The sequence below is a fragment of the Oxynema mangrovii CENA135 genome (genome assembly GCF_016632315.1).
Classification (GTDB): Bacteria; Cyanobacteriota; Cyanobacteriia; order Cyanobacteriales; family Laspinemataceae; genus Oxynema; species Oxynema aestuarii.
Window position 1 is genome coordinate 1,127,180 of sequence record NZ_JAEOXH010000001.1, and the last position, 22,792, is coordinate 1,149,971.

Annotated in this window: 18 protein-coding genes and 1 pseudogene; 8 read left to right on the top strand and 11 right to left on the bottom strand. The window is 50.6% G+C overall.

What is annotated here, in order from left to right; translation table 11 throughout:
• Window positions 1–134: 134 nt before the first annotated feature.
• Window positions 135–1,631: an NYN domain-containing protein gene (locus JJD41_RS04375; RefSeq protein WP_200664879.1), complete on the bottom strand. Its 1,497-nt coding sequence runs from the start codon at window positions 1,629–1,631 to the stop codon at window positions 135–137.
• 260 nt (window positions 1,632–1,891) lie between these two features.
• Between JJD41_RS04375 and JJD41_RS04380 the strand changes: the two genes are divergently transcribed.
• The gene (locus JJD41_RS04380; RefSeq protein WP_200664880.1) at window positions 1,892–3,403 is read left to right on the top strand and encodes a UbiD family decarboxylase; all 1,512 of its coding nucleotides are present in this window, start codon (window positions 1,892–1,894) and stop codon (window positions 3,401–3,403) included.
• Window positions 3,404–3,478: 75 nt separating this feature from the next.
• Here the strand turns inward: JJD41_RS04380 and JJD41_RS04385 are convergent, their stop codons facing one another.
• Window positions 3,479–4,519 (bottom strand): DnaJ C-terminal domain-containing protein, encoded by a 1,041-nt coding sequence (locus JJD41_RS04385; RefSeq protein WP_200664881.1) that lies wholly within the window; start codon window positions 4,517–4,519, stop codon window positions 3,479–3,481.
• A 376-nt stretch (window positions 4,520–4,895) separates the two neighbouring features.
• Entirely contained in the window at window positions 4,896–6,188 is a 1,293-nt protein-coding gene (locus JJD41_RS04390) for a glucose-1-phosphate adenylyltransferase (RefSeq protein WP_200664882.1), read from the bottom strand.
• A 343-nt stretch (window positions 6,189–6,531) separates the two neighbouring features.
• Here JJD41_RS04390 and gshA point away from each other — a divergent pair, with 343 nt between their 5' ends.
• Together gshA and JJD41_RS04400 are read left to right on the top strand one after the other, a co-directional pair.
• Window positions 6,532–7,683, top strand: a complete 1,152-nt coding sequence (gene gshA / locus JJD41_RS04395) for a glutamate--cysteine ligase (protein WP_200664883.1) — start codon at window positions 6,532–6,534, stop codon at window positions 7,681–7,683.
• Window positions 7,684–7,878: 195 nt separating this feature from the next.
• On the top strand, window positions 7,879–8,367 hold the full coding sequence (locus JJD41_RS04400) for a tRNA (cytidine(34)-2'-O)-methyltransferase (RefSeq protein WP_200664884.1): 489 nt from the start codon (window positions 7,879–7,881) through the stop codon (window positions 8,365–8,367).
• A gap of 408 nt (window positions 8,368–8,775) precedes the next feature.
• Here JJD41_RS04400 and JJD41_RS04405 read toward each other — a convergent pair whose 3' ends face one another.
• Window positions 8,776–8,940 carry a hypothetical protein gene (locus JJD41_RS04405; protein ID WP_200664885.1) on the bottom strand — a complete coding sequence of 55 codons (165 nt, stop codon included), beginning with the start codon at window positions 8,938–8,940 and terminating at the stop codon, window positions 8,776–8,778.
• A 585-nt stretch (window positions 8,941–9,525) separates the two neighbouring features.
• Between JJD41_RS04405 and JJD41_RS04410 the strand changes: the two genes are divergently transcribed.
• A complete protein-coding gene (locus JJD41_RS04410) occupies window positions 9,526–11,943 on the top strand; it encodes a peptidoglycan DD-metalloendopeptidase family protein (RefSeq protein WP_234488507.1) in 2,418 nt (805 codons plus the stop codon).
• Between the two features lie 211 nt (window positions 11,944–12,154).
• On the opposite strand, the gene JJD41_RS04415 is transcribed toward JJD41_RS04410, so the two are convergent.
• Window positions 12,155–12,442 carry a DUF3593 domain-containing protein gene (locus tag JJD41_RS04415; protein WP_200664887.1) on the bottom strand — a complete coding sequence of 96 codons (288 nt, stop codon included), beginning with the start codon at window positions 12,440–12,442 and terminating at the stop codon, window positions 12,155–12,157.
• A gap of 49 nt (window positions 12,443–12,491) precedes the next feature.
• Entirely contained in the window at window positions 12,492–12,812 is a 321-nt protein-coding gene (locus tag JJD41_RS04420; protein ID WP_200664888.1) for a DUF2499 domain-containing protein, read from the bottom strand.
• A 186-nt stretch (window positions 12,813–12,998) separates the two neighbouring features.
• Here JJD41_RS04420 and csaB point away from each other — a divergent pair, with 186 nt between their 5' ends.
• From csaB to trmB, 3 genes are all read left to right on the top strand, one after another.
• Entirely contained in the window at window positions 12,999–14,060 is a 1,062-nt protein-coding gene (gene csaB, locus JJD41_RS04425; RefSeq protein ID WP_200664889.1) for a polysaccharide pyruvyl transferase CsaB, read from the top strand.
• 123 nt (window positions 14,061–14,183) lie between these two features.
• Window positions 14,184–15,152 carry an adenosine deaminase gene (locus JJD41_RS04430; protein WP_234488508.1) on the top strand — a complete coding sequence of 323 codons (969 nt, stop codon included), beginning with the start codon at window positions 14,184–14,186 and terminating at the stop codon, window positions 15,150–15,152.
• Between the two features lie 470 nt (window positions 15,153–15,622).
• Window positions 15,623–16,258, top strand: coding sequence for a tRNA (guanosine(46)-N7)-methyltransferase TrmB (gene trmB, locus JJD41_RS04435; protein WP_200667073.1), 636 nt, complete (start codon window positions 15,623–15,625; stop codon window positions 16,256–16,258).
• Window positions 16,259–16,595: 337 nt separating this feature from the next.
• Here trmB and JJD41_RS04440 read toward each other — a convergent pair whose 3' ends face one another.
• From JJD41_RS04440 to bicA, 4 genes are all read right to left on the bottom strand, one after another.
• Window positions 16,596–18,032: a dolichyl-phosphate-mannose--protein mannosyltransferase gene (locus JJD41_RS04440; RefSeq protein WP_200664890.1), complete on the bottom strand. Its 1,437-nt coding sequence runs from the start codon at window positions 18,030–18,032 to the stop codon at window positions 16,596–16,598.
• 128 nt (window positions 18,033–18,160) lie between these two features.
• On the bottom strand, window positions 18,161–18,337 hold the full coding sequence (locus JJD41_RS04445) for a hypothetical protein (RefSeq protein ID WP_200664891.1): 177 nt from the start codon (window positions 18,335–18,337) through the stop codon (window positions 18,161–18,163).
• 46 nt (window positions 18,338–18,383) lie between these two features.
• Entirely contained in the window at window positions 18,384–18,980 is a 597-nt protein-coding gene (locus tag JJD41_RS04450) for a cytochrome b/b6 domain-containing protein (RefSeq protein ID WP_200664892.1), read from the bottom strand.
• A gap of 446 nt (window positions 18,981–19,426) precedes the next feature.
• Complete coding sequence (gene bicA / locus JJD41_RS04455; protein ID WP_200664893.1) at window positions 19,427–21,145, bottom strand: bicarbonate transporter BicA; 1,719 nt, start codon at window positions 21,143–21,145, stop codon at window positions 19,427–19,429.
• Window positions 21,146–21,334: 189 nt separating this feature from the next.
• Here bicA and JJD41_RS24630 point away from each other — a divergent pair.
• A pseudogene (locus JJD41_RS24630) lies at window positions 21,335–21,639 on the top strand (transposase); the annotation flags it as partial.
• A 243-nt stretch (window positions 21,640–21,882) separates the two neighbouring features.
• Here JJD41_RS24630 and panB read toward each other — a convergent pair.
• Window positions 21,883–22,662, bottom strand: a complete 780-nt coding sequence (gene panB / locus JJD41_RS04460) for a 3-methyl-2-oxobutanoate hydroxymethyltransferase (protein ID WP_200664894.1) — start codon at window positions 22,660–22,662, stop codon at window positions 21,883–21,885.
• Window positions 22,663–22,792 lie beyond the last annotated feature (130 nt).

The window sequence follows — 22,792 nt, forward strand, 5'->3', positions numbered from 1 at the left end:
GGTAGGGGTTTGGTTACCAAACCCCTACTTTCCTCGTTCCCCCCTTTGCCCCCCTTTCAAAGGGGGGCAAAGGGGGGATAGCGCGATCGGCACTGTACCTCATCAGATGCCCGAGTGCTGTACTTGCTTGAAGATTATGATAGTGAAATTTTATAATTATTTTTTGTTTGATGTACTTTAAATTTAGGGGATGTTTTAAAAAAGCTGATGACTTTTTTACTCATTCCGAACTTTACCAAGAACGAACTGAGTGATTTATTATATTGTTTATGAAATTCCGTTCCGATCGTGGATAGATCGACAGTTTTTTCAGATTGCTTTTGTCTTAAAGAAACAACAAGTTTCTGCAAAGCCTGTTCCAAGTCGGATTGTGAAGAGATATTAGTCGATTGTGCGGACTTTGAACTGATGCGAGAATCGGCGGACTGTGTTTGTTGTGATTTATTTTGAGACTGTAGATAGATTCGGTAAGGATTGACCGATTTATCGAGTCTAAATTCCGATCGCTTTTCACAGAATTGAGTTAAATTTTTGGCAAATTTTGACTCTTTAACAATATTTCCTACACTTTTACTGTAGATTTCTCGAAATTCAGTTCCCAATTCAATCAAATTCATCGGAGAATTCGGCGATAGTTTCTGGCGATCGCGGATAATTGCAACTAAAGCTGTAGCTAAATCGGCTTCACTTTTGAATTGACTTGTTTGAGTTGCGGTCGCTTCCTCTTCTTGTTTGACTTTTTGACTATTATTTGAAGAAACTGTTTCCGTCGTTGGGCGATCGCCCCCCAAATTTCCCTGTTTAGCAATGTATTTTTGTATATTTGTAACCGAACGCTCTAAAGATGCAAGCGTTTTCTCAATTTTCTCAATTTTTAGATCTTGAGACTTTAATTTCTGTTGAATTGAATCACTGGATCTTAATTTATCTTCAATCGGCTCGTAATCTTTTAAAGAATAAGTTTTAGTTTCGCCATGATTTAGATGTTTGAGGGTAATACGATCGCCCTTAATCCCTACCTGATAAACAATCGACCCTTGATTGAGTAATTCATTACATAAATGATCTAATAAACGATCGTTAGAACTAATAAAAACTTCCTTAATTTGGCGATCTCGAATTGATAGAGAACTGCCCATCGCGATCGCCTTTGCATCCGCCCCATCTTTCCCTTTCGGAACGTGAATTAATTGATATCCGCGACTGTAAAGCTGTCTGTCCCAATCTCCCAGAGAAGGATTCGACCAATTAGCAAAAGCGATTTTAACTTCTAACGGGTAAGCCGCTCGATCTTCTAAAAAACGATCGGTATTTTGATTTATTTTTAAATTTTCTGCATCGACTAAAATCATAGAAATTGATCGTGGCTGCTCGCGATCTTCCAGACATTCGCTGAGTTTTTCAGCAATAACCTCGAATGCTTTCGTCTGAATAAACTTATTTTCAAAAAACTGCTCTAATTTCCGAGAGAGATCGAACTCGTCTTGTCTGAAAATCGGATAAACGCGATCGTCACCAGTCACGAGATCGACGATCTCACTCTCTACTTTTTGATGGCCGTTATTGTCTTCTAAATCCTCAAAAAATTCACGATTTAGGTCAACTTCAACTTCTCTTCTTCCATCTTCCACTGGACTGCAAACCTCCCGAGCACACTTTAAGGAATATTCGCACGACGTGCCTTTTATTCTGTGAGTTTTGGAACTCAAATTATTGTTTTAGATAAAGAACGAGGGTGAAAACCCCTCCATCTCTTCAGGGTCATGACATCGAGGCACTATGCTTAGGAGTTGAGTATACTCGATCTATAAGCGATCGCGCCAATGTCCATCCTCTACGCCTTCCGGGATAATAGAAGTACAAACTCGATCGAATCCTTCAATCCCAACCCATGGCTAGAGACTTACGCGGATTTCTCCAATTCCTCGAACAACGCGGACAATTGCGGCGAATTTCCACCCCTGTCGATCCCGATTTAGAAATTGCCGAAATTTCCAACCGGGTCTTACAAGCAGGCGGTCCCGCCTTACTGTTTGAAAACGTCAAAGGATCCGATTATCCCGTCGCCATCAACTGTTTGGGAACCGAGGAACGAGTCTGCTGGGCCATGAATATGGAAAAACCCGCCGAACTCGAAACCCTCGGTGCAAAACTAGGGATGTTGCAACAACCCAAACCGCCGAAAAAAATTTCCCAGGCGATCGAATTTGGGAAACTTCTGTTTGACGTTCTCAAAGCTAAACCCGGACGTAACTTTTTCCCTCCCTGTCAGGAAGTTATCGTCGAAGGGGATAACTTAGATTTAAACAAAATTCCGATGATTCGACCCTATCCCGGCGATGCGGGACGAATTATTACCCTCGGATTGGTGATTACGAAAGATTGCGAAACGGGAATTCCTAACGTCGGCGTTTATCGCTTGCAGTTGCAATCGTCCACGACCATGACCGTCCATTGGTTATCCGTTCGTGGGGGGGCGCGTCACTTGCGCAAAGCCGCCCAACAGGGGAAAAAATTAGAAATTGCGATCGCCCTCGGAATCGATCCCTTATTGATTATGGCCGCCGCCACGCCAATTCCCGTGGACTTGTCCGAATGGTTATTTGCGGGACTCTACGGCGGTTCGGGGGTGGCGTTAGCGAAATGCAAAACCCTCGATTTAGAAGTCCCCGCCGATGCCGAATTTATTTTAGAAGGAACGATTACCCCCGGGGAAATGTTGCCCGACGGTCCGTTTGGCGATCACATGGGGTATTACGGCGGCGTCGAAGATTCGCCCTTGATTCGCTTCCACTGTCTGACTCACCGCAAAGATCCGATTTACTCGACCACGTTTAGCGGGCGTCCGCCGAAGGAAGAAGCAATTATTGCGATCGCCCTCAACCGGATTTACACCCCAATTTTGCGCCAACAAGTCTCGGAAATTACCGACTTTTTCCTCCCGATGGAAGCCCTCAGTTACAAAGCGGCGATTATCTCCATCGATAAAGCTTATCCCGGTCAAGCCCGCCGCGCCGCCTTGGCGTTTTGGAGTGCGTTACCGCAATTTACATACACGAAGTTCGTGATTGTAGTCGATAAAGAGATTAATATCCGCGACCCGCGTCAAGTGGTGTGGGCGATTTCGTCGAAAGTAGACCCGAGTCGAGATGTTTTTATTCTGCCCAATACGCCGTTTGACACGTTAGATTTTGCCAGTGAAAAAATTGGTTTGGGCGGACGCATGGGGATCGACGCGACCACAAAAATCCCCCCGGAAACCGAACATGAATGGGGGGAAGCCCTCGAATCCGACCCGGAGGTGGCGTCAACGGTCGATCGCCGTTGGGCGGAATATGGGTTAGCCGATTTGAACTTGGATGAGGTCAATCCCAATCTGTTTGGGTATGAAATTGGGTCTTGATCTTCACTCTGTGGGAATTCAATCTCGGGAATGGGGAATCGAGATCCCGACTCCCCACTCCCCACTCCCGAGTACTCAAACTCTCATCCCCTGCAAATGCGCGCGCGGATTGTAGCGACGGGTGGCGCGAATTTTTTCGTAATATTCCCGTTCCGTGGCGCTGAGATCGCCATTTTTCGGGGGGGCGATCGTAATCTTTACCAGTTGGTCGCCGCGACCGCCTTTGAGATTCGGCCATCCTTTCCCGCGCAATCGCAGGGACTGACCGGATCGAATTCCCGGCGGGATATTCATTTTCACCGTACCGTCCGGGGTGGGGACTTCGATGGAGGCACCCAATACCGCTTCGTCCGGGGTGATGGGGACTTCGCAAACGAGATTGTCTCCTTCAAATTGGAAGAAAGGATGATGTTGGAGGTCTACGTTTAAGTAGAGATCGCCGCGTTCTTGACTGTAAGGACTGTATTGACCTTTACCTCGGACGCGAATGCGCCTGCCGGGTTTGGCGCCTGCGGGGATGCGGACTTCGATGGTTTCGCTACCGATACTGAGACGTTTGGTGACGCCGCGAAAGGCTTCGCCGAAGTTTAAGGTAATATTGCCTTCGCGGTCGAGAGAGGCACTGCTGGTACTGGTGCGATCGCCGAATCCACCAAAATCGTCAAACCCCGTTCCAAAGCCACTCGGGCCGGAATTGTTGGTGCGATATTTATAATTCCAGCCGCCCCCGCGACTGCTGCTTCCTCCCCCGACGCGACCGAGTAACTCGTTGATAAATTCGTCAAAACTACTAAACTGGCTGAAATCGAAGTTGCCAAAATCGACGCCGACGCCGGATCCAGCACCGCCAGAAGGCCATCCGGCACCGCCGGAGGTACTCGCTTGCTTCCAATATTGACCGAATTGGTCGTATTTCTTGCGTTTTTCCGGATCGGATAAGATTTCGTAGGCTTCGCTGATTTCTTTAAAGCGGGCCTCGGCTTGCTTGTTGCCCGGATTCATATCCGGGTGATATTTTCGCGCTAATTTGCGAAAGGTGCGTTTGATTTCTTCGACGCTGGCGTTTTTACTGACGCCGAGGATTTGATAGTAGTCTTTAAAGTCGGTCGCAGCCATCGATCTGCCTCCTCATCGATATTCAGTTACAGCGTTTTAGGGGTTGGGGGGGTTAGATTTTTAGATTTTTAGAGTTTAGAGTTTAGATTTTTAGATTGGGGGGGCGATCGCGCGCGATCTCTGGGGGATTGGACTGTTCGCCCGTCGCGAGTCGAGGTCGAGTCGCCATTCTACGCTATCGAATTTGTTCGTTCGGGAAAGTTCGGTTCTTGCACTGGAGAACTAACGCAATTTCCGTACCTGGAGGCGATCCGTGCAAGTAGACAGCGCGATCGCCCCTCAAACAGGGACGTACTCCCCGGTGCGATCGCGCCGCCTGTCATCGCGCCAACTGGGCAATCGGCAATGCCGTCAGTCCAGCTTTCCGACCAGACAATTAGATAATCGTTCCATCCTTAATCGTGGCATTCTTCAAAACCACCACGATGCCATTGCGGATGTAGAACCCTTCGCTTTCGCGATCGGCCTCTTCCACGTGGTCTTTATTGATAATTTGCACTTTCCGACCGATGCGAGCGTTCTTATCGACGATCGCGCGGCGGATGGTGGTATTGGAGCCGATCCCTAACGGAACGCGCCCTTCTTGCAAGCCCGATTGACGTTCGGCAAAGGGTTCGTAATAGTCGCAACCCATCACCAACGCATCTTCGATCGCGCATCCGGCTTCCACCCGCGAGCGAATGCCCAACACCGAGCGATCGATGCGACATTCTTTAATAATGCACCCTTCGCCAATAATCGACTCGGTCACCTGAGTATCGAGCAGCTTCGTCGGCGGTAAGAAACGAGAACGGGTGTAAATTGGCGCTTCTTCATCGTAGAAGCTAAACGGCGGTTGCGGCTGCTTGGTCAGTGCCAAGTTCGCCTCGTAGAACGCCTGAATCGTTCCAATATCCTCCCAATATCCCTTAAATAAATACGCTTGGACATTGTAGTCCTTCGCCGAAGCGGGAATAATTTCTTTACCAAAATCCGTGCGATCGGGAGCCTCGCGCAACAGGGTATTCATGACCTCTTTGTTGAAAACATAAATCCCCATCGATGCAATATAGGGGTTTTGCTTGGCTTCTTGCTCGCTCAACCCGAGAGTGGTGGTATCCACCGCCATTTGCTTGAGGGCGTCCCCTTTGGGCTTCTCGCTAAAATCGACGACCCGTCCGGTGTCGTCGATCTTCATCAATCCGAAATCGGAGGCGCGTTTTTCGTCAATCGGCAGCACCGACAGGGTAATATCGGCCCCGGTCTCTTCGTGGCGATTGATGAACTCCCGATAGTCCATCCGATAGAGGTGATCCCCGGACAAAATTAAATAGTGGTCGATGTCCCACTCTTCAAACAGCCACAGGTACTTGCGAACTGCATCTGCAGTACCTTGAAACCAGCTCGTGGGGTTGTCCGCAGTCTGTTGGGCGGCGAGGACTTCGACAAATCCTTCGGTAAAGCCTGCAAAGCTGTAGGCTCGGGCGAGGTGACGATTGAGAGACGCCGAATTGAACTGGGTCAGGACGTAAATTTTAAGGATATCGGAGTTGATGCAGTTACTGACGGGAATATCGATCAGGCGATATTTTCCCGCGAGGGGAACGGCGGGTTTCGCCCGCATCTTGGTCAGTGGGTAGAGACGGGTACCAGCACCCCCGCCCAAAATAATCGCTAAAACTCTTTTCACAAAAAACCTCTCAACAGCATCTACTCGGTCAGTGGGTCGAGTCAGCCGTTCCAACCGGGTGGGTGAGTGTCTGGGTCAGACAACGGGACCGTCGCCCTCGACGTTCGATCGCGTTTAATTTTCTGATTCGATGGTGACACGGGTCGCTCTGACTCAGAGCGAACGGCTGACGGCAGTTCTCACCTCAAGTGTCCGATCCCCCGGAAAAGTTGACAAGGGGGTGGCGCATTTTTGAATGGCTTCCCCAGCCCTCGCGAACGCTTTCAGTCGGGGGCGATCGCCCGTCTTGGGTTCATAATAGAGGGGATCGCTGCCCTTTGTTGACTGAGAATAAGGAGAACCCGTGCTGCTATCGAAAGGCTTCGAGGTCGAAGTGTACACCGGGACGCCTCACGGCGAAATTGTCGGTCTGTCCGACAAAATTGTGGCGGCCCTCAACCGATTCGTGAGGGAGCCAGATAGTCGCAATGTGGAATATACGACGGCGCCCCTTTGTCGTTACGAGCATTTACTTTGCGATTTGGTGCGTCCGCGTCTGCGGTTGCGCGACTATCTCAAAACGTTGGGGGATTACACCCTGATTCCGGGCAGCAGCCTGTCTTTGGGTCGGAGCGATCGCTTCTACCGTTCCGATCCGGGCAATCCCTACCATACTTATATCGAGCAAACCTACGGCACGGATGTGGTCACTGCCAGCATCCACATTAATATCGGCATTGACGACCCGGAGGTGCTGATGCGTGCTTACCGTTTGATTCGGGTCGAGGCGCCCCTTTATTTGGCCTTAAGTGCCTCGTCTCCGTTCTTGGACGGTCGGGTGAGTGGATCCCATTCGACCCGATGGCAGGTGTTCCCGCAGACGCCCAAACACGTGCCGCTTTTTGAAAGTCACGACCACTTCATTCGCTGGACTGAGGAGCAACTGGCTGCGGGGACGATGCAGAATGTCCGCCATTTATGGGCGTCGGTGCGTCCGAACGGCGATCGCCGCCCGTACAATATCAACCGTTTGGAATTGCGGATTTGCGACCTGGTCGGCGACCCGATCTTGCTGCTGGCGATCGCCGCTTTCCTCGAAGCGCGCTTGTTACAGCTCTTTCAGGATCCGGGGTTAGACCCGCTCCAACGCAGTCGATTGCCCGCCTCCAACCGCGCCGAAGACTTGCTCGCCCTCACCGCCGCCAACGAGGCGGCTACCGCCCGCACCAGTTTGGATGCTAAGTTGTGCCACTGGTACGACGGCCAACCCCTCGCCGCCCGGGAGTGGATCGAACAGCTTTACCAAGAGGTAGCCCCTTTCGCTCGCCACTACGGTTTTGGGTGCTTTTTGTCTCCCGTCAAGAAAATTTTGCGCCAGGGCAATGAGGCCCAACAGTGGCTCGCCCAGATCGATCGCGGTCTCGACCCGGCGCAAGTGGTGCAAGGCGCCATCCGTCAGATGCACCAACAAGAATTGGAACTCGAAGGGCAGCTCTGTCCCCCTTGGGTGGCCTAATAGACAAGGGCGATCGGGGGTGAAATCGGGACTGCACTTTTCGCTCGCCCTGTCAAATAAGAATATCTAATCATTTAAAAAATTCCCGTTCGTATTAAAAATCCCAATCGTTGGGCGGCGGCGAAGCCGAGGGGCGATCGCCGCATCCCAGCGCGATACGATGAGATTCGTGCGCGAATCGAGAACCAGGAATTTATGCCCCAAGTTGTTCTAGTCAATCCACAAATTCCGCCCAATACAGGCAATATTGCCCGAACTTGTGCGGCCACTCAAACCCCCTTGCATCTCGTCGGACCGTTGGGGTTTGAAATTAGCGATCGTTATCTCAAACGGGCGGGGTTGGACTACTGGCCCTATGTAGATTTCCACTACCACGAAACCCTCGAAGCCTTTACCCAGTTCCACCGCTCCCTCGGCGGACGCTGGTTGGGGTTTACCACCGGGGGAACGGACAACTACATTCATTTTCAATTCCGCGATGACGATTGGCTGTTGTTCGGCGCCGAAACCACCGGGTTATCGGTAGAGGTCTTAGCACGTTGTGACGCGACCCTTTACATCCCGATGATCCAAGCGGGGGTTCGCAGTCTCAATCTCTCTGTCAGTACGGCGTTAGGGCTATTTGAGGCTCGCCGTCAGTTGGGCTATCTCGAAGGAGGCCCGCCGAAACCGCCCAGGGTTTGAGGGGAAAGCGTCGCGGCGCCCCGAGGTCTCGGTCGAGGGTGAAGCGATCGCGCTCTAAGCAGAATGAGACGATCGACCCTCGGGTTTTTCAATACGGTTGAATTTTTTTTCTAGAAATTAAATCAATCGATCTGATGAATGACATAAGTAATTTTTCAATTCCCCCGTCATGTCGCTCGAAATACAGGGGTTGGCGATCGCTACAAGCCCAAGCCCGTCAGAGGTCGAGCCATCGAAAGACCTAGTGAAAATACGTAATTGCTCCCGAGAGTATCCGGAAATAGAGGGACAGACCATTCCGCTATCGATAAGAAATTTATATACAAGAAAACCGGAGAAGTGGGAGTTTGATTGATAGATTTTAATCATCTCCAGTTCTGGAGAACGATCGCAAAAAAGCTCGATTTTCTAAGCAAAATCAAGGCGATCGCCCGGATCGATCGGCGATCGCTGCCGAGAATTATGGAAACGAGCGAGGGGGATCGTCGAGAGTTGTACGGTTGTGGTTTGAGCGGCGATCGCTTTACAGTCTCCTGTGGTGCGAACGGCGATCGACATCAAGATCGAATTCAAGATCGAAGTCCAATTTCACCCGATTGAAATTGAGATTGAAATCGAGATCCACGTTCGTCCCCAACCCGGAGATCGGTTGAAGCTCTCCTAAGTGCTAATACCGACAAAAGAGATCCGAGTCACGACCTTGCTCGATCCTGTTGCAATTAGCTCGCAGGGTAGAACTTGCTAGCAGCATGACAATTCTGTAGGGTCGCAGGCATCGAAATCGGCGGTCGGGTTTCCGTAACGACGGCAACAAGTCCCGCCACATTCATGACCTATACTCGCCGAAAATCACTGGATACCTGGTTCGAGTCAGGGTGCTACTCGGTCCAACTTGCCAGTCCGACTGGCGAGAGACAACAATCGAAACCCACGCTAGTTTAAAGAACGTAATTATCCCGTTCAGTTTTGCCAAAGAACTTGAGCTTGTCTAAATCAAAAAACCAGGGTAATCTTGCCTAAGTATCTTTTCTGTCAGTGACTTCGGTCTCATATTGATTGCGATCTCGATCGCAGACGGGTGGTACATTGATTGACTCAAGGACAGTTGAGCGCTGGTCATTAGGAGGTCGTTTTTTGAAACGAGCATTTCCGAAAAAGATGAAGCCTGTTCCCCTCTCCGTTGCCGACACTGAGGCGATCGGGGGCGAGAACAAACAGGCGGTTTCCGGCCCCCGCAGGGCGCGTACCTCGGCGGCCATGCTTGGACTTGCCCTTTCCATGGGGGCATCGAGCATCTTGCTCCCCCAACAAAGTGATGGAGCCGTTGCAGCCGAGCCGCTAGCCGCCGTCGATTCTTCGACTCCTAGAGTTCCTTCTTCCCCCGCCCAAGTTCCCGCATCGGGTGAGGCGGTCAATGAGGACGAAGTAAGAGCCTCCACAACGCCGGAGGACTCGGCGACGTCGAACTCTACAGGAGCGGTTCCGTCGGCTACGTGGGTTACACCCGTGCGGAGAATGGAAGCCGGGGTCGATACCGAGCATAGTCTTTCGGTAGAACCCAGGGAGGTCTCGAACACTCCATCCCTTCGAACTCCGTCCGCCGAAACGGCGATCGCCGAACCCGTCGATCCCCTCGGTTCCGGTGTGGGCGAAGTCACGACAGAGCTGAGATTCCAACAGGAAAACGCCTTAGAGAATTTACGCCTCAAACGCACTCGCCTGCAAAACTCCCTGGATCGGTTCGAGTCGGAGGGAGAAGCGATCGCCACCCCTCAAGAGGAACGCGAAGCCAGTGGCACCCTGACGGTCGAACCCGTCAACCCGATCGCTCCCGTGTCTCCCCTGGCGTCGGAGTCGCCGAGCGAACCGGAAACGAACCGCACCCGCGATCGCCTCCCGAGTTTGGAAGACGTCCCCACTGACAACGAAGGGGAAACTGAAGCCGTCTCTTCCGAAAGCGCGATCGTCGCCCCGACAATTGACGAACCGACGGCAACCCACGAAGAAGCCGGACGGGTTCGTGCTTCAAGTTTGCAACTCCCCAATCGGATCGAGCGCGCGTCACAAGCCGCTCGCGATCGCGCCAACGCCATCGAAGAACCGGACTTAAACAACGCCATTATTATCGAGCCGGAAGCCACCGACGTCGCCGCCTCGAAAATTTACCAAGTCAATCCGGGAGATACTCTCGACGAGATCGCACGCAATAACGGGATTTCCCCCGTCGATTTGATCGCAAAAAACCGTCTGAGCGATCCGAACTTTATCAAAATCGATCAGAAACTGAAGATTCCTCTGGTTTCTGAGGAAAGCGCCGCTCAAAAACAGCTCGACACTTCAGAAAAAGAAGAGCTGGCAACCCCTTCCCTACCGATCGGCTATAGCGGTTTCCAAGCTGCAACCCCCTCTACCGAAAACTTGGAATTTCCTGCTGCGATCGCCCGCAGCTCCGAAGTCGAGATCGCCGATGTTTCCACCGTCGAACCAGGAGATCGCGTGCAGACGACCGCATCCGCTCGCGTCGATCTGCCCTTAATTTCCGGTTTGAGTCCGTCGGAACCCGTCGGCCCGATCGCCACTCCTTCCCTCTCCGAAAATCCGATCGCCTTAGAGCTGGAAGCTCCCAAAAAAGGCGATAAAATCGACGGATTACTCTCGGATATCGACAAGTTGCGCGACAAATATCGCAACCAAAATGCCGAGTTCGGAACCGCTAGCGAAACCGAAACCGAAGAACCTGCACCAGATAACGTCGCTTTCGGCGATCGCCAAGGGCGATCGGCAGATAGCGAAGCCACCGCCAACTACTACGTTGACGGCTTGCGGGCCGAAATCGAACGCCTGCGCGAAAAATATCGCACTGAAAACGCCGAACTCGACGTTTCCTCAGACGCAGACGCCGAAAACGAATCCGCAGCGAGCCAACTCCCCGGACGGCAGCGCAACCCCGAATTCGACGGCGTGCAAGGCGATCGCTCCGTTCCCAATCCCGGAACCCAATCCACCCCGGACACCACCGCCCTTCCGGTGCCGAGTGCGGATCCTAGAGAACGCGAACAACAGACGATCGCCGCCGCTCCCCTCGATCCGGAAACTTACGCGCCGATCGTGCAACCCACCATCGGTCAGACCGTTTCCCCGTCATTGCCGCCCTTAAAAGGCCCCGAGAGCTATCTTCCCGACGCTCCAGCGCGCTTTAACGGCTATACTTGGCCTGCCCAAGGGATTTTAAGTTCTGGCTACGGCTGGCGCTGGGGACGGATGCATAGAGGCATCGACATCGCCGGACCGATCGGCACCCCGATTTATGCCGCCGCCGATGGCATCGTCACCTTCGCCGGATGGAACGCGGGCGGTTACGGTAACTTAGTCGAAATCGAACATCCCGACGGCAGTTTGACCCTGTACGCCCACAATCAACGCATTTTGGTTCGCGAAGGCCAAAACGTCTCTCAAGGCGAGCAAGTGGCCGAAATGGGCAGCACCGGATTCAGTACCGGACCCCACCTGCACTTCGAGATCCATCCTGCCGGACAAGGTGCCGTCAATCCGATTGCCTATCTACCTGCGGAATAAGCTGCGCAATAACCATAAGGGCGATTGATTGGCATTTGCTCTCTATACGCTGTTATAAGAGGGAGATCGTGTTAGCAAATGCTTCCCGGGATGGGTCCTCCACCCATCCCCCCTCCAAATGCCATTGGAGTTAAAAAATTTGATAAATCATCGAGATCTCAAAAGGGAGCCAGGTGGCTCCCTTTCGCGGTTTAGAGGTAATTTTGAGCTGTTATTTTTCGATCGCCCGTACCGCCTGCCTGAATCCCAAGACAATTAAAATATTTGACAGGGTTAAAAAGATTTCCGCACTGCCGTGTAAAACGTCAATATTGGCCAAACTTTCTCCATAAGCCACTTTTGCATAAATCCCGGCAGGAATGGTCACCGCCACAAATACTAAAGTCCCGTAAAAGCCGATCAGGGCTAACCGGGGCATTTGACCGGAACGGGTGAGAAACCATAAAAAGCCGAGGTAAGGAAAGAGGGAAATCGCAAATAAGTTGTCTTTGGACAGCATGAATCCTTAAACCATTGATTTTGCCAGACAATACCCGTCCGTTCGCCCGTCAATCGGCATCGGAATCGGTTTTTGTTTGTTGTGTTTGTCGCCAAATCCACCACGCCGCCCCACACAGGGTGCAGTTTCCTAAAACCGTCATCGACGCTTGTAAGGTGACCAGCCAAGCGAGATCGAGGGGATTGTCAAAATAATGCCAGGTACAGGCACACATGGCACTGACTAAAGCGGGTAGCATCGCCGCCGCCAGTCCCCACCAATAGCGATTGCCCGTGATTTCGCCATACCGCCAGATAAACCAAATTGCGGCTATCCATTCGATGACGCTGGAAACGTGAACCATCCAGGTTGGAATTGATAAAGCGTGCACGATCGGTATTTAGAGTTTAGAGTTTTTAGAGTTTAGAGTTTAGATCTTAGAGCTTTTTGGAACGGGCGGGCGATCGATCTGCGCGAGTCCCGCCTACCGATCGCCAGACAGTTTCGATCGGTGCCGTTATGGGTTATGTGTAGAGTCTACGAGACAACATCGATCGCAAAGGGAGCAAACGAGATCGTGGGGCAAATTCGGGCGGTATTGTGCGGCTATTACGGTAAAGGAAACGCGGGAGATGAGGCCCTGTTAGCCTCCTTATTGCAAATGTTGCCCCCGGAGGTCACCCCAGTGGTCCTGTCTGGGGATCCGCAGGCGACCCGCGATCGCTACGGCGTCCAAGCCACCAACCGGATGTCTGCAATCCGCGTCTGGCAAGCTTTGCGGCGATCGCAGGTCTTTATTTGGGGCGGCGGCAGCTTGATTCAAGACGCCACCAGCTTCACCAGTCCCCTGTACTATGCCGGATTGATGGGTTTGGCGCAACAGTTGGGCTTAACAACGATCGCCTGGGCCCAAGGAATCGGCCCGTTAGAGCGATCGTTCGTCCGCCAAATCGCCCGTCACGCCTTCCGAGGGTGTGACGCCGTCAGCGTCCGGGACGCCCGTTCCGCCCAGTTTCTCGTCGATTGGCAGGTTCCTTTCACCCTCGCCCCCGATCCGGTCTGGGCCCTCGACTCCAAACCCGTCGAGGGATTGTGGGACCTTCCGGCCCCTCGGGTCGCTGTCAACTTGCGATCGCACCGCCATTTGACCCCAGAACGCCTGGAAATCCTCACCCAGGCGATCGCTCAATTCCAAAAAGCCACCGATACCTTTATTCTGCTCGTTCCCTTTCAAGCTTCTCAAGATTTGGCGATCGCCCAAGGTATTCACGCCCGACTTCCCGAAGTCAGTTCTATCTACAATCTCGACGATCCACGGCAAATCAAAGGATTGTTTCGCGGCGTAGAAATGGCGATCGGAATGCGTTTTCACAGTCTGATTATGGCCGCCGCCGAACACTGTCGCTGTTTCGCCCTCAGCTACGATCCAAAAGTCAGCCAACTGATCGCCGATTTAGACCTTCCCGGTTGGGAATTATCCGACTTACCCGCCGATCCTGACACCATTGCCAAAGCCTGGATCGAACATTACGCCAACGGCGATCGCCTCAACGAGATCTCAATTCGTTCCCGCGTCGATCGCTCCTTAATTCATCGAGAACTTTTGTGTAAAGGCATGGAGAAATTGGGAATTCTATAAGTAAGGGACAAGGGAAAAAGCATAGCAGCAGAAAGCACAAGCGGGAACCGGGCAGATTACCCGCCCTACGGACTTACTGATTCCCACTCCCTCCTTCTCAATTTCATTCAGGAACATAAAACAATGGACGCGATCGCTCGCCTTATTCGCGACATTCCTAAAGCAGAATTGCACCTTCATATCGAAGGGACTCTCGAACCGGAATTGATGTTTGAAATCGGACGGCGAAATGGCGTAGAACTCCCCTTTGAATCCGTCGAAGCTGCCCGTCGAGCCTATCACTTTCACGATCTCCAATCTTTTCTCGATATTTATTACGCTGCTGCCAGCGTTTTACAAACAGAACGAGATTTTTATGACTTGACCTGGGCCTATTTACAACGAGCTGCCAAGGATAATATTAAACATACAGAAATCTTTTTCGATCCGCAAACACACTGCGATCGTGGGATTGAATTCGACCCGGTCATTCGTGGCATTCATCGCGCCTTAGAAGACGGTAAAACTCAACTGGGAATTACCTCCCATTTGATTTTATGCTTCCTGCGCCATCTCAGCCCCGAAGCGGCCATGAATACCTTAGAAAAGGCATTACCTTATCGACATTGGATAATAGCCGTCGGTTTAGATTCTTCCGAATTCGGACATCCACCCCGTAAATTTAAAGCTGTATTCGATCGCGCCAGAGAAGAAGGTTTTTTAAGCGTGGCCCATGCAGGAGAAGAAGGACCGCCAGAATATATTTGGGAAGCCTTGGATTTGCTCAAAGTTTCGCGCATCGATCACGGCGTTCGCTGCTTGGAAGACGAGAAACTCGTTCGACGCTTAGTCGCCGAACAAATCCCCCTCACGGTTTGTCCCTTATCTAATATTAAATTATGCGTGTTTCCATCAATGAAAGACCACAATCTTAAAAAGTTATTGGATTTGGGAATATGCGCGACTATTAATTCCGACGATCCGGCATATTTTGGCGGTTATATCGTCGAAAATTTCCAACAAGCGGCAACGGCTTTAGATCTGGACGAGAAAGATATCGAAACATTAGCAAAAAATTCGTTTAAAGCTTCTTTTTTAAGCGAAACTTGCTAATTTTTAGAGGTTGTTTCTAAAAGAAACATAAAAAATCTTGTAGGGGTTTGGTCACCAAACCCCTACAGGGCATAATAGAAATGTCGAGAACGTTGCGGTAAACCGATGGCAGCCATCGGTCGTTTGATACTCCGGCGATCGCCTCCTGTCAAACAGGGTTCTTAATGTTTATTTTCTAAACAGTCTCTTGCCGCACTGTATTACTATCAAAATAAAGATAATTTTTTATTTTAAATGCCACTCTAGCGATTTTATCAACTAGACAGGGATAGTCAGGCGATAAAATATCTTCATTCTTCAATATTTTTAAAACAGGCGATCGCCTTTACTCACTCTATTTTTGGGTTTTAAAATTGTTAGATTTTAAAATTAGAAAATCTATCCTTGACAAGATCTAGATCGATCTCAGACAATAATAAATTCTAAGAAGTCGATCGCCTAAACGAACTTTTAGCATGAGAAAGTCTGGAGTGGGACGGGTACGAGTTCGCCAACATGTCAATCCTTTGAGTAAAGCTTACCAAACTCCGGTCACGCCGCCGGATTGGTCGCAGATTTACGCCGAAATAACGAAACCTTTACATCTCGATATTGGTTCTGCTAGCGGTGGCTTTTTATTGGAAATGGCCCAACTCGAACCGAACTGGAATTATTTAGGTTTAGAAATTCGCCAGCCGCTTGTAGAAAGATCCCTGAGTATCCGCGATGAAAAAGAACTTGAAAACCTTCATTATATCTTCTGCAATGTCAATAATTCGTTTCAACCCTTGGTAAACTCTCTCCCGAAAGGAGTCTTAAAAAGAATTTCGATACAGTTTCCCGATCCTTGGTTTAAAAAGCGACATCAAAAACGGCGGGTTGTCACGCCGGAGTTTGTGGAAGAAATAGCGAATGAGATTGAATCCGGTGTCGAAATTTTTCTGCAATCTGACGTGTATGAGGTAGAAGTTGAAATGCGCGATCGCTTTGCGGAACATCCGGCATTTTTTCAGCCTCATGGCGAACGATGGTTATCGAATAATCCGTTTCCCGTGGCGACGGAACGAGAACAGTCAGTATTAGAAAAAGGCGATCCGGTGTATCGGACAATCTTTAGGAAGCGGTAGAACGAGAAAGCTTGTAGGTCGGGAGTTTCGATCGCTTAAACGTCTGTAAGAGACTGTTTATAAAGAAAAGATCGAAAAATTTAGTAGGGGTTTGGTTTCCAAACCCTAGAGAAGTAGGGGTTTGGTTTCCAAACCCTAGAGAAGTAGGGGTTTGGTTTCCAAACCCTAGAGAAGTAGGGGTTTGGTTTCTAAATCCTAGTGAAGTTTGGTTTCCAAATCCCTACCTGGCACTTCCTCTCAAACCAGGTTGTTAATGTTTATTTTCTAAACAGTCTCTAAGGGTTACTGTTTCTATCTAAAATCTAAACGCTAATTTTTTTAGGTTAGAGTACTTGAGTTAAATCCACGAGGGTAACCACATTCTGAGTTGCCATTGTTTTAGGGAAATGGGTAATCCTAAATAAACGGGAAGCCAGAAGCAAAAGGCGATCGCGATCGCCCCAATGGCAGCGATCGCTAAAACTCGTAAATAGCGGCGATCGCTATGCAACCATAAATCGACAAACCAGGCGATCGCCATAAACGAAAATACGGACGCACTCATATAATGATATAAAAATGTACAGCGAGTGACGATCGCCCAAGGTAGCCAATTTGCTAAATAATTGCCACCTAAATAAATCCCGATCCAATCGTAAGCGATCGCGGAATCTTGGGGCGATCGCCAATGCTGCCAACAGCGATAGGCGATCGCGAACATTAAAATAAAAATGGCTACTGTAGAAAGCCACGATAAAATCGGATTGCCCATGGCGTGAACGGCAAATACAACCGGGGGCGAATTTTCCGGTAAGGGGGGCAATTCCGGGTTTACGGGTAAATCGCCTCCAGCTTTTTCGTAGTAGTACAACACCGGACGCCACATCCCTACCCAACTCAACCAATTGGAACAATAGGGATGAATATCCGACCCGTTCCCCAAGCGGCGATGGTACCCAAAAATTTGGTCGTGGACTTCTATAAAATCATATTTGGGATTGAGTTGAATATGGGGAATCCAAAATAAACTATAGGCGATCGCCGGAATGACAATCAGGGTGAATATAACCGGGAAAATCCTTAAATTGGCTAACTTTTGCAAGGGGGGAACCGTTAGCATTGAAGGCGAGGATCGCCGCCACTGCCAAATTTTTGCAGCGATCCAAACGGCGATCGTTCCCAACCAAAAGCCTAAACCGTTCCACTTCACCGACGCCGCCGCCCCAAAAAATACACCAGCCAGAGTCAACCACCGCCAATCCGGTTCTCCGGATTTAAGGACGGCCCGCAAAAAAATCCATTGTCCGAGAAGTCCGAAAAAGACGAGAAATAAGTCGATCAGGGCGTAGCGAGATTCGACGAGTAAGAAGCCGTCGGCGGCGGTAAAACTGGCGGCGAGGAGGGCGAAACTGCGGCGGCGATTGAGTTGATAGGCGATCGCCCCCACAATAATCGGCAGGAACGATCCGGCGAAGGCATTCGACCAACGATAAGCCCAGGGGGTCAGTAGGGAACCTGTCAGGTCGTTGGTCGGATCGCGATCGAAGGGGAGAAACTGGCCGATCCAAATCCCAAGGGCAATCATATATTTGCCCAGAGGCGGATGGGCGTCAAAAAATGGGGTTTGGGTCAGATAATGGTTGCCAAATTTGGCAAAATAAATCTCATCAAACACTAAAGTATTAAAGCGGCTTAGCCCCCAAAAGCGCAAGGCGAAAGATACTGCAAAAATCGCCGCCATACCGAGAGGAAATGAGGCGGGATTTTCGCTAACTTTTGCAAAAATTTTGCCCATGAGTGCAAGTTATAGCGATTCTTCAGATCGGCTACAAATCCGTCGGCCCGATTCCCGGTTGGCAACGATCGCAAAATCAGATCCGGGATCGGGCGACGATCGATAATCTGTTGCACTCAGGCGATCGCTCACGTGGGGACAAAGTCTGCTGGAGTAGCACCCCGCGATCGCACCTGTAAGCAAGCGGCTGCCTGGGATTGAGGCGATTCTTCTTCCCCGTGGAATAACGGTGCAATGACGCCGAAGATCAAGCCGCCAAAAACGATAATTTCAACAATTACAAGTACGGGAGAACGAGAATTCACGATCGCCCCTCCAAAGATTACAAAATCAACACGAAACAGGCAAAAATTAAGGCTTCCAAATCCGTTGGACTTGCTGCCACCACGTTTGCGGGGTGTCATTTTCACGCATCCGCCACGACACCATCGATCGCATCAGGGCGATGCCGCCGACCCATACTCCAAGTGCTATATGTAAAATTAGGGCAATTCCAACAAAAATCCATCCCCATAAATGTATGGTATACCAAAGCTCCTGTAAATTACCTTGGGGCAACCAGTCTTCTTTCATCATACGCCCGGAAACGAAGGCAACGGTTGTGGCGAGGAGGATCAGTGTATTGGCAATCCGGTGCAAAGCGTAGCGACCGGAGGGGCGATCGAGGTGCTTGAGTTGTCGCCACGAATCGGACTGGATCAAGCGTTTGGAACCGAGATGAAAGCTATAGAGGGCGAAGGGGGGGAGGGTCAACAACAAACCCACCGCAAAGGTGCCGTGAATGTCGATGCTTCCGGGAATCTCCGGTAGCGGGAGTTGGACGAATCGGCGATCGTAGGTGTTGTAAACCAGAATCGCACTCAACCAAGCACAGAGGACGACCAGCGCATTCGCGGCGTGCAGCAGTCGCAATAGGGAGGGTTGATAGGGACGCGATCGCTCGCTCATGAATTTAACCTATTTGGGATAAACCTTCTCAAAATTGGAGAGGATAGCGTGGCGCCTCAGTGAAAGTTACCGGGCGATCGCCAATTTGATAACCCTTATACCATATTTGTCCGACCCTGCGGCTTGTCCTCGACTCGGTCCGTGACTCCAAAAGCATCGGATCCGCGATCGATCTTAAGTACAACGTTTTCTCAGCCTTCGATTTTAAAAACGCTTTGAAACCGATTAGAGGCGCGATCGCTCGCGCCTCTAACAATAGATTCGAGAAAATGCATTTTCAATCAATCGGATTGGCGATCGAACTTCAAAGGAAAAACCGAGGAAAAAATAGGCAATACCTTGGCAAACCTTGGTTGTTTTTGAAGTCGTGGAAGGTGGGCAGTGGCTCCGACCTTCCCAGATGACTTCAACGGAAATGCGATAGCACTCTCCTGATTTACCTTAACTCAAGACTCTTCAAGCGGGCTTAAATTTAAAGCATCGGGATGACTGTTTCGATTTTTAGCATCCCCTTTGACGAAAGCAATGGCCTGTCGTAAAGCAATCAGTCGATCCATCAACAAGTTTTGCGGCGGAATTAAATCGAGAATACCGAATTTTTCCAAACGTTTTTTAATTTTGCCAGTAGCTCCGACAATAAACACTTGACATCCTTTTTCGCGCGCTTCTTGAATCGCATTTTCGATCGCCAGTGAAGAAGTCACCCCTAACAAAGGAACGTCACTTAAATCGAGAATCAAAACATCGTAGTTATCCACCACCGCTTGTTCGCGAGAAATCGCCTTCGAGACTCCGAAAATCATCGGACCGCTCAAGTGGAAGAGCAACACGCGACCCTCAGCTTCTTGCAAGAGCGCTTTCTCTTCATCTTCAAGGAGAATTTCGTCATCCGCATCGGTAATCGCTTTGACATCTTTCGCTTGCAGATCGCTCAAGCGCTGAATCGTCAAGACATTGGCGACGAACACACCCACACCCACGGCGACCATCAAGTCCACCAAGACCGTCAGGGCAATCACGCCGTACATGATTAACGCACCTTTCCAAGAAACGTGATGGGCACGTTTTAAGAAACTCCAGTCAATAATATCGATCCCCACCTTGAGGGCAATTCCGGCTAACACCGCCATCGGAATCGTTTCGGTTAAATCCGCAGCCCCGAGGATGACCACCATCAGCACGATCGCGCGAGTCAAACCGGAAAGGGCAGTGCGACCGCCAGTTTGAATGTTGACCACCGTACCCATCGTGGCACCCGCCCCGGGCAGTCCGCCAAACAGACCGGACATGATGTTACCGATCCCTTGACCGATCAATTCTTTATCGGAGTTGTGGTGGGTGCGAGTCAAACTGTCGGCGATCGTCGAGGTCAGCAAGGCATCGATCGCCCCTAACATCCCGAGGATCATCGCATCGACCAACATGGTGCGAATTTGAGCCAGGGTGAAGAAGGGCATTTGCATACTGGGTAAGCCCGTGGGAATCCCTTCGCCTTGGTTGCCAATCCGACGGATGGCGTCAATGTCTCCAAAGAAGAATAGAGAAAGAACCGTACCGAGAATTAAGGCCACTAATTGCGGCGGAACTAAACGACCCCATTTCGAGGGCATCAACCACAGAATCGCGACGGTCATTACCCCCAATGTGGTTTCTGCCGGATTCATGGTCGAAATCAATTCCGGCACTTTCTGTAGGGTCGCCAACACGCCGCCCACGCTGCCATGTCCGAGGAACGGCGCGATCTGAAGCACGATCAGAATCAAGCCAATTCCCGACATGAACCCGGAAACCACGGTGTAGGGCATCAGGGTGATGTATTTCCCGAGTCCCAACGAACCGAGCAGGATTTGGAAGATACCCCCCATCATCACGACGGTAAACGCCATTGCCATACCGTTTTCCGGATTGGCTGCCACGAGGCTGGCGACGATCGCCGTCATGATCACGGTCATCGGCCCGGTCGGTTCGGAAATCAAGGTCGGCGTTCCACCGAATAAGGAGGCGAAAAATCCGACGAGGACAGCTCCATATAAGCCTGCTTGTGCGCCTGCTCCGGAGGCCACCCCGAAGGCGAGAGCCATCGGCAGGGCGATTACGGCAGCCGTTACCCCGCCAAAAAGATCGCCCCTTACGTTACTTAAATTTATACGATTGGTCAATTGCATAGGGCAGTCTCGAAATTGGAGGAAATTTGGAAGATATGACTACAGTATTATAAGTTTTTACTTATCTCAATACCTCAATAAGTTTTTATGGATCTGACTAGGGCGTGCCATGAATTAAAAAGGTTGATAAATAGAAGGCAGTATGTCAAGTCAAGAGAAGTCTAATTCATCAATAAAACAGAAACCACGATGGGCCATTCCCTTCTTGGAGATCGCCAACGGGAAAAAATAGAACCTCTTCTCCCGGGTTGAAAGGGGTCGCACGGGGGAACGGCCAAAGATAATCGTTGATTTGTCTGAGCGGTTCTCTATCGTTATCGTGCAGGGATTTCTTGGCAAAATTTACCGGAGTGGTTTGACAATTTTTGGGTTATTCATACCCGCCATACCCGGGGATCTAAAAGGGGGTTTGGAAGCAGGTTTTCGAGGTCTTAGCTGAGGATGCCGATAACGAAGATGCTGCCTTCGATTCAACCATTGTACGCGCCTATCAACAATAATGCCGAGGCCAACAAAATAGGGCAATTGCATACTAATTTTGCCTTAACGAGAGAATCAGCATTTCAGCGATCCGTCGGTCAAGATCGACCCCAATAATTCTCAACAAGCCCACAATGCGGGCAGTGATTTAAATGCTCGGACGCCTTCAAAAATGTAGCGATCGCCGTCATCTCCCGGCGATCGCTACGTTTCGATTGAGGCAAAAACCCTTAAATATGCGGGTAAATATGCGGGGGCTATGCCTCCGGGAAGCGACCTTCTTTAACTTCCGTGCTGTATTGGGCGATCGCCTCGCCAATGGTGTGCTGCAAATTGGCATAAACCTTGGCAAAGGGCGGCTGGCGATCGCTCAGTCCGAGTAAATCGTGAGTGACGAGAATTTGACCGTCACAATGGGGACCCGCACCGATGCCGATCGTCGGAATCCCGAGGCGATCGGTAATGCGCTGGGCTAGTGGTGCTGGAATATGCTCCAACACCACCCCAAACGCTCCCGCTTCTTCAAGGGCGATCGCCTCGTTTAAAATTCTTTCCCCCGCTTCCGGGGTTTTTCCTTGCTTGCGATAGCCCAACTTATGCACCGATTGGGGGGTCAACCCCACGTGACCGAGTACGGGAATTCCAACGCGAACCAGACGGCTGACTGTAGCGACCATCTCGGGATAACCCCCTTCTAACTTCACCGCTTGCGCCCCGGTTTCTTTCAAAATCCGTCCCGCACAGTGCAAAGCTTGTTCGGGACTTTCTTGATAGGTCAAAAACGGTAAATCCACTACGGTGAGGGCATTGACCACCCCGCGCCGCACGGCTTTGGCATGGTGTAGCATTTCATCGAGGGTGAGGGGTAAGGTCGTTTCATACCCCAACGACACCATCGCTAACGAGTCTCCAACGAGGATCAGATCGACTCCGGAGCGATCGAGCAACCGCGCCGAAGCATAATCCCATGCGGTGAGCGCCACAATCCGACGCCCCTGCTGTTTCCATTGGTTCAAATCCTGGGGGGTAACTGGCATAAGGAGATTTTAGATTGTAGATTTTAAATTTTAGATGGGGGACGTGGGGAGTGGGGTAGGTATTTTGGCGGGAAGTTGGAGGATGCCGATGTTGAGGAGTTGCGGGACAGTTCGCCAATGACTTATTGTC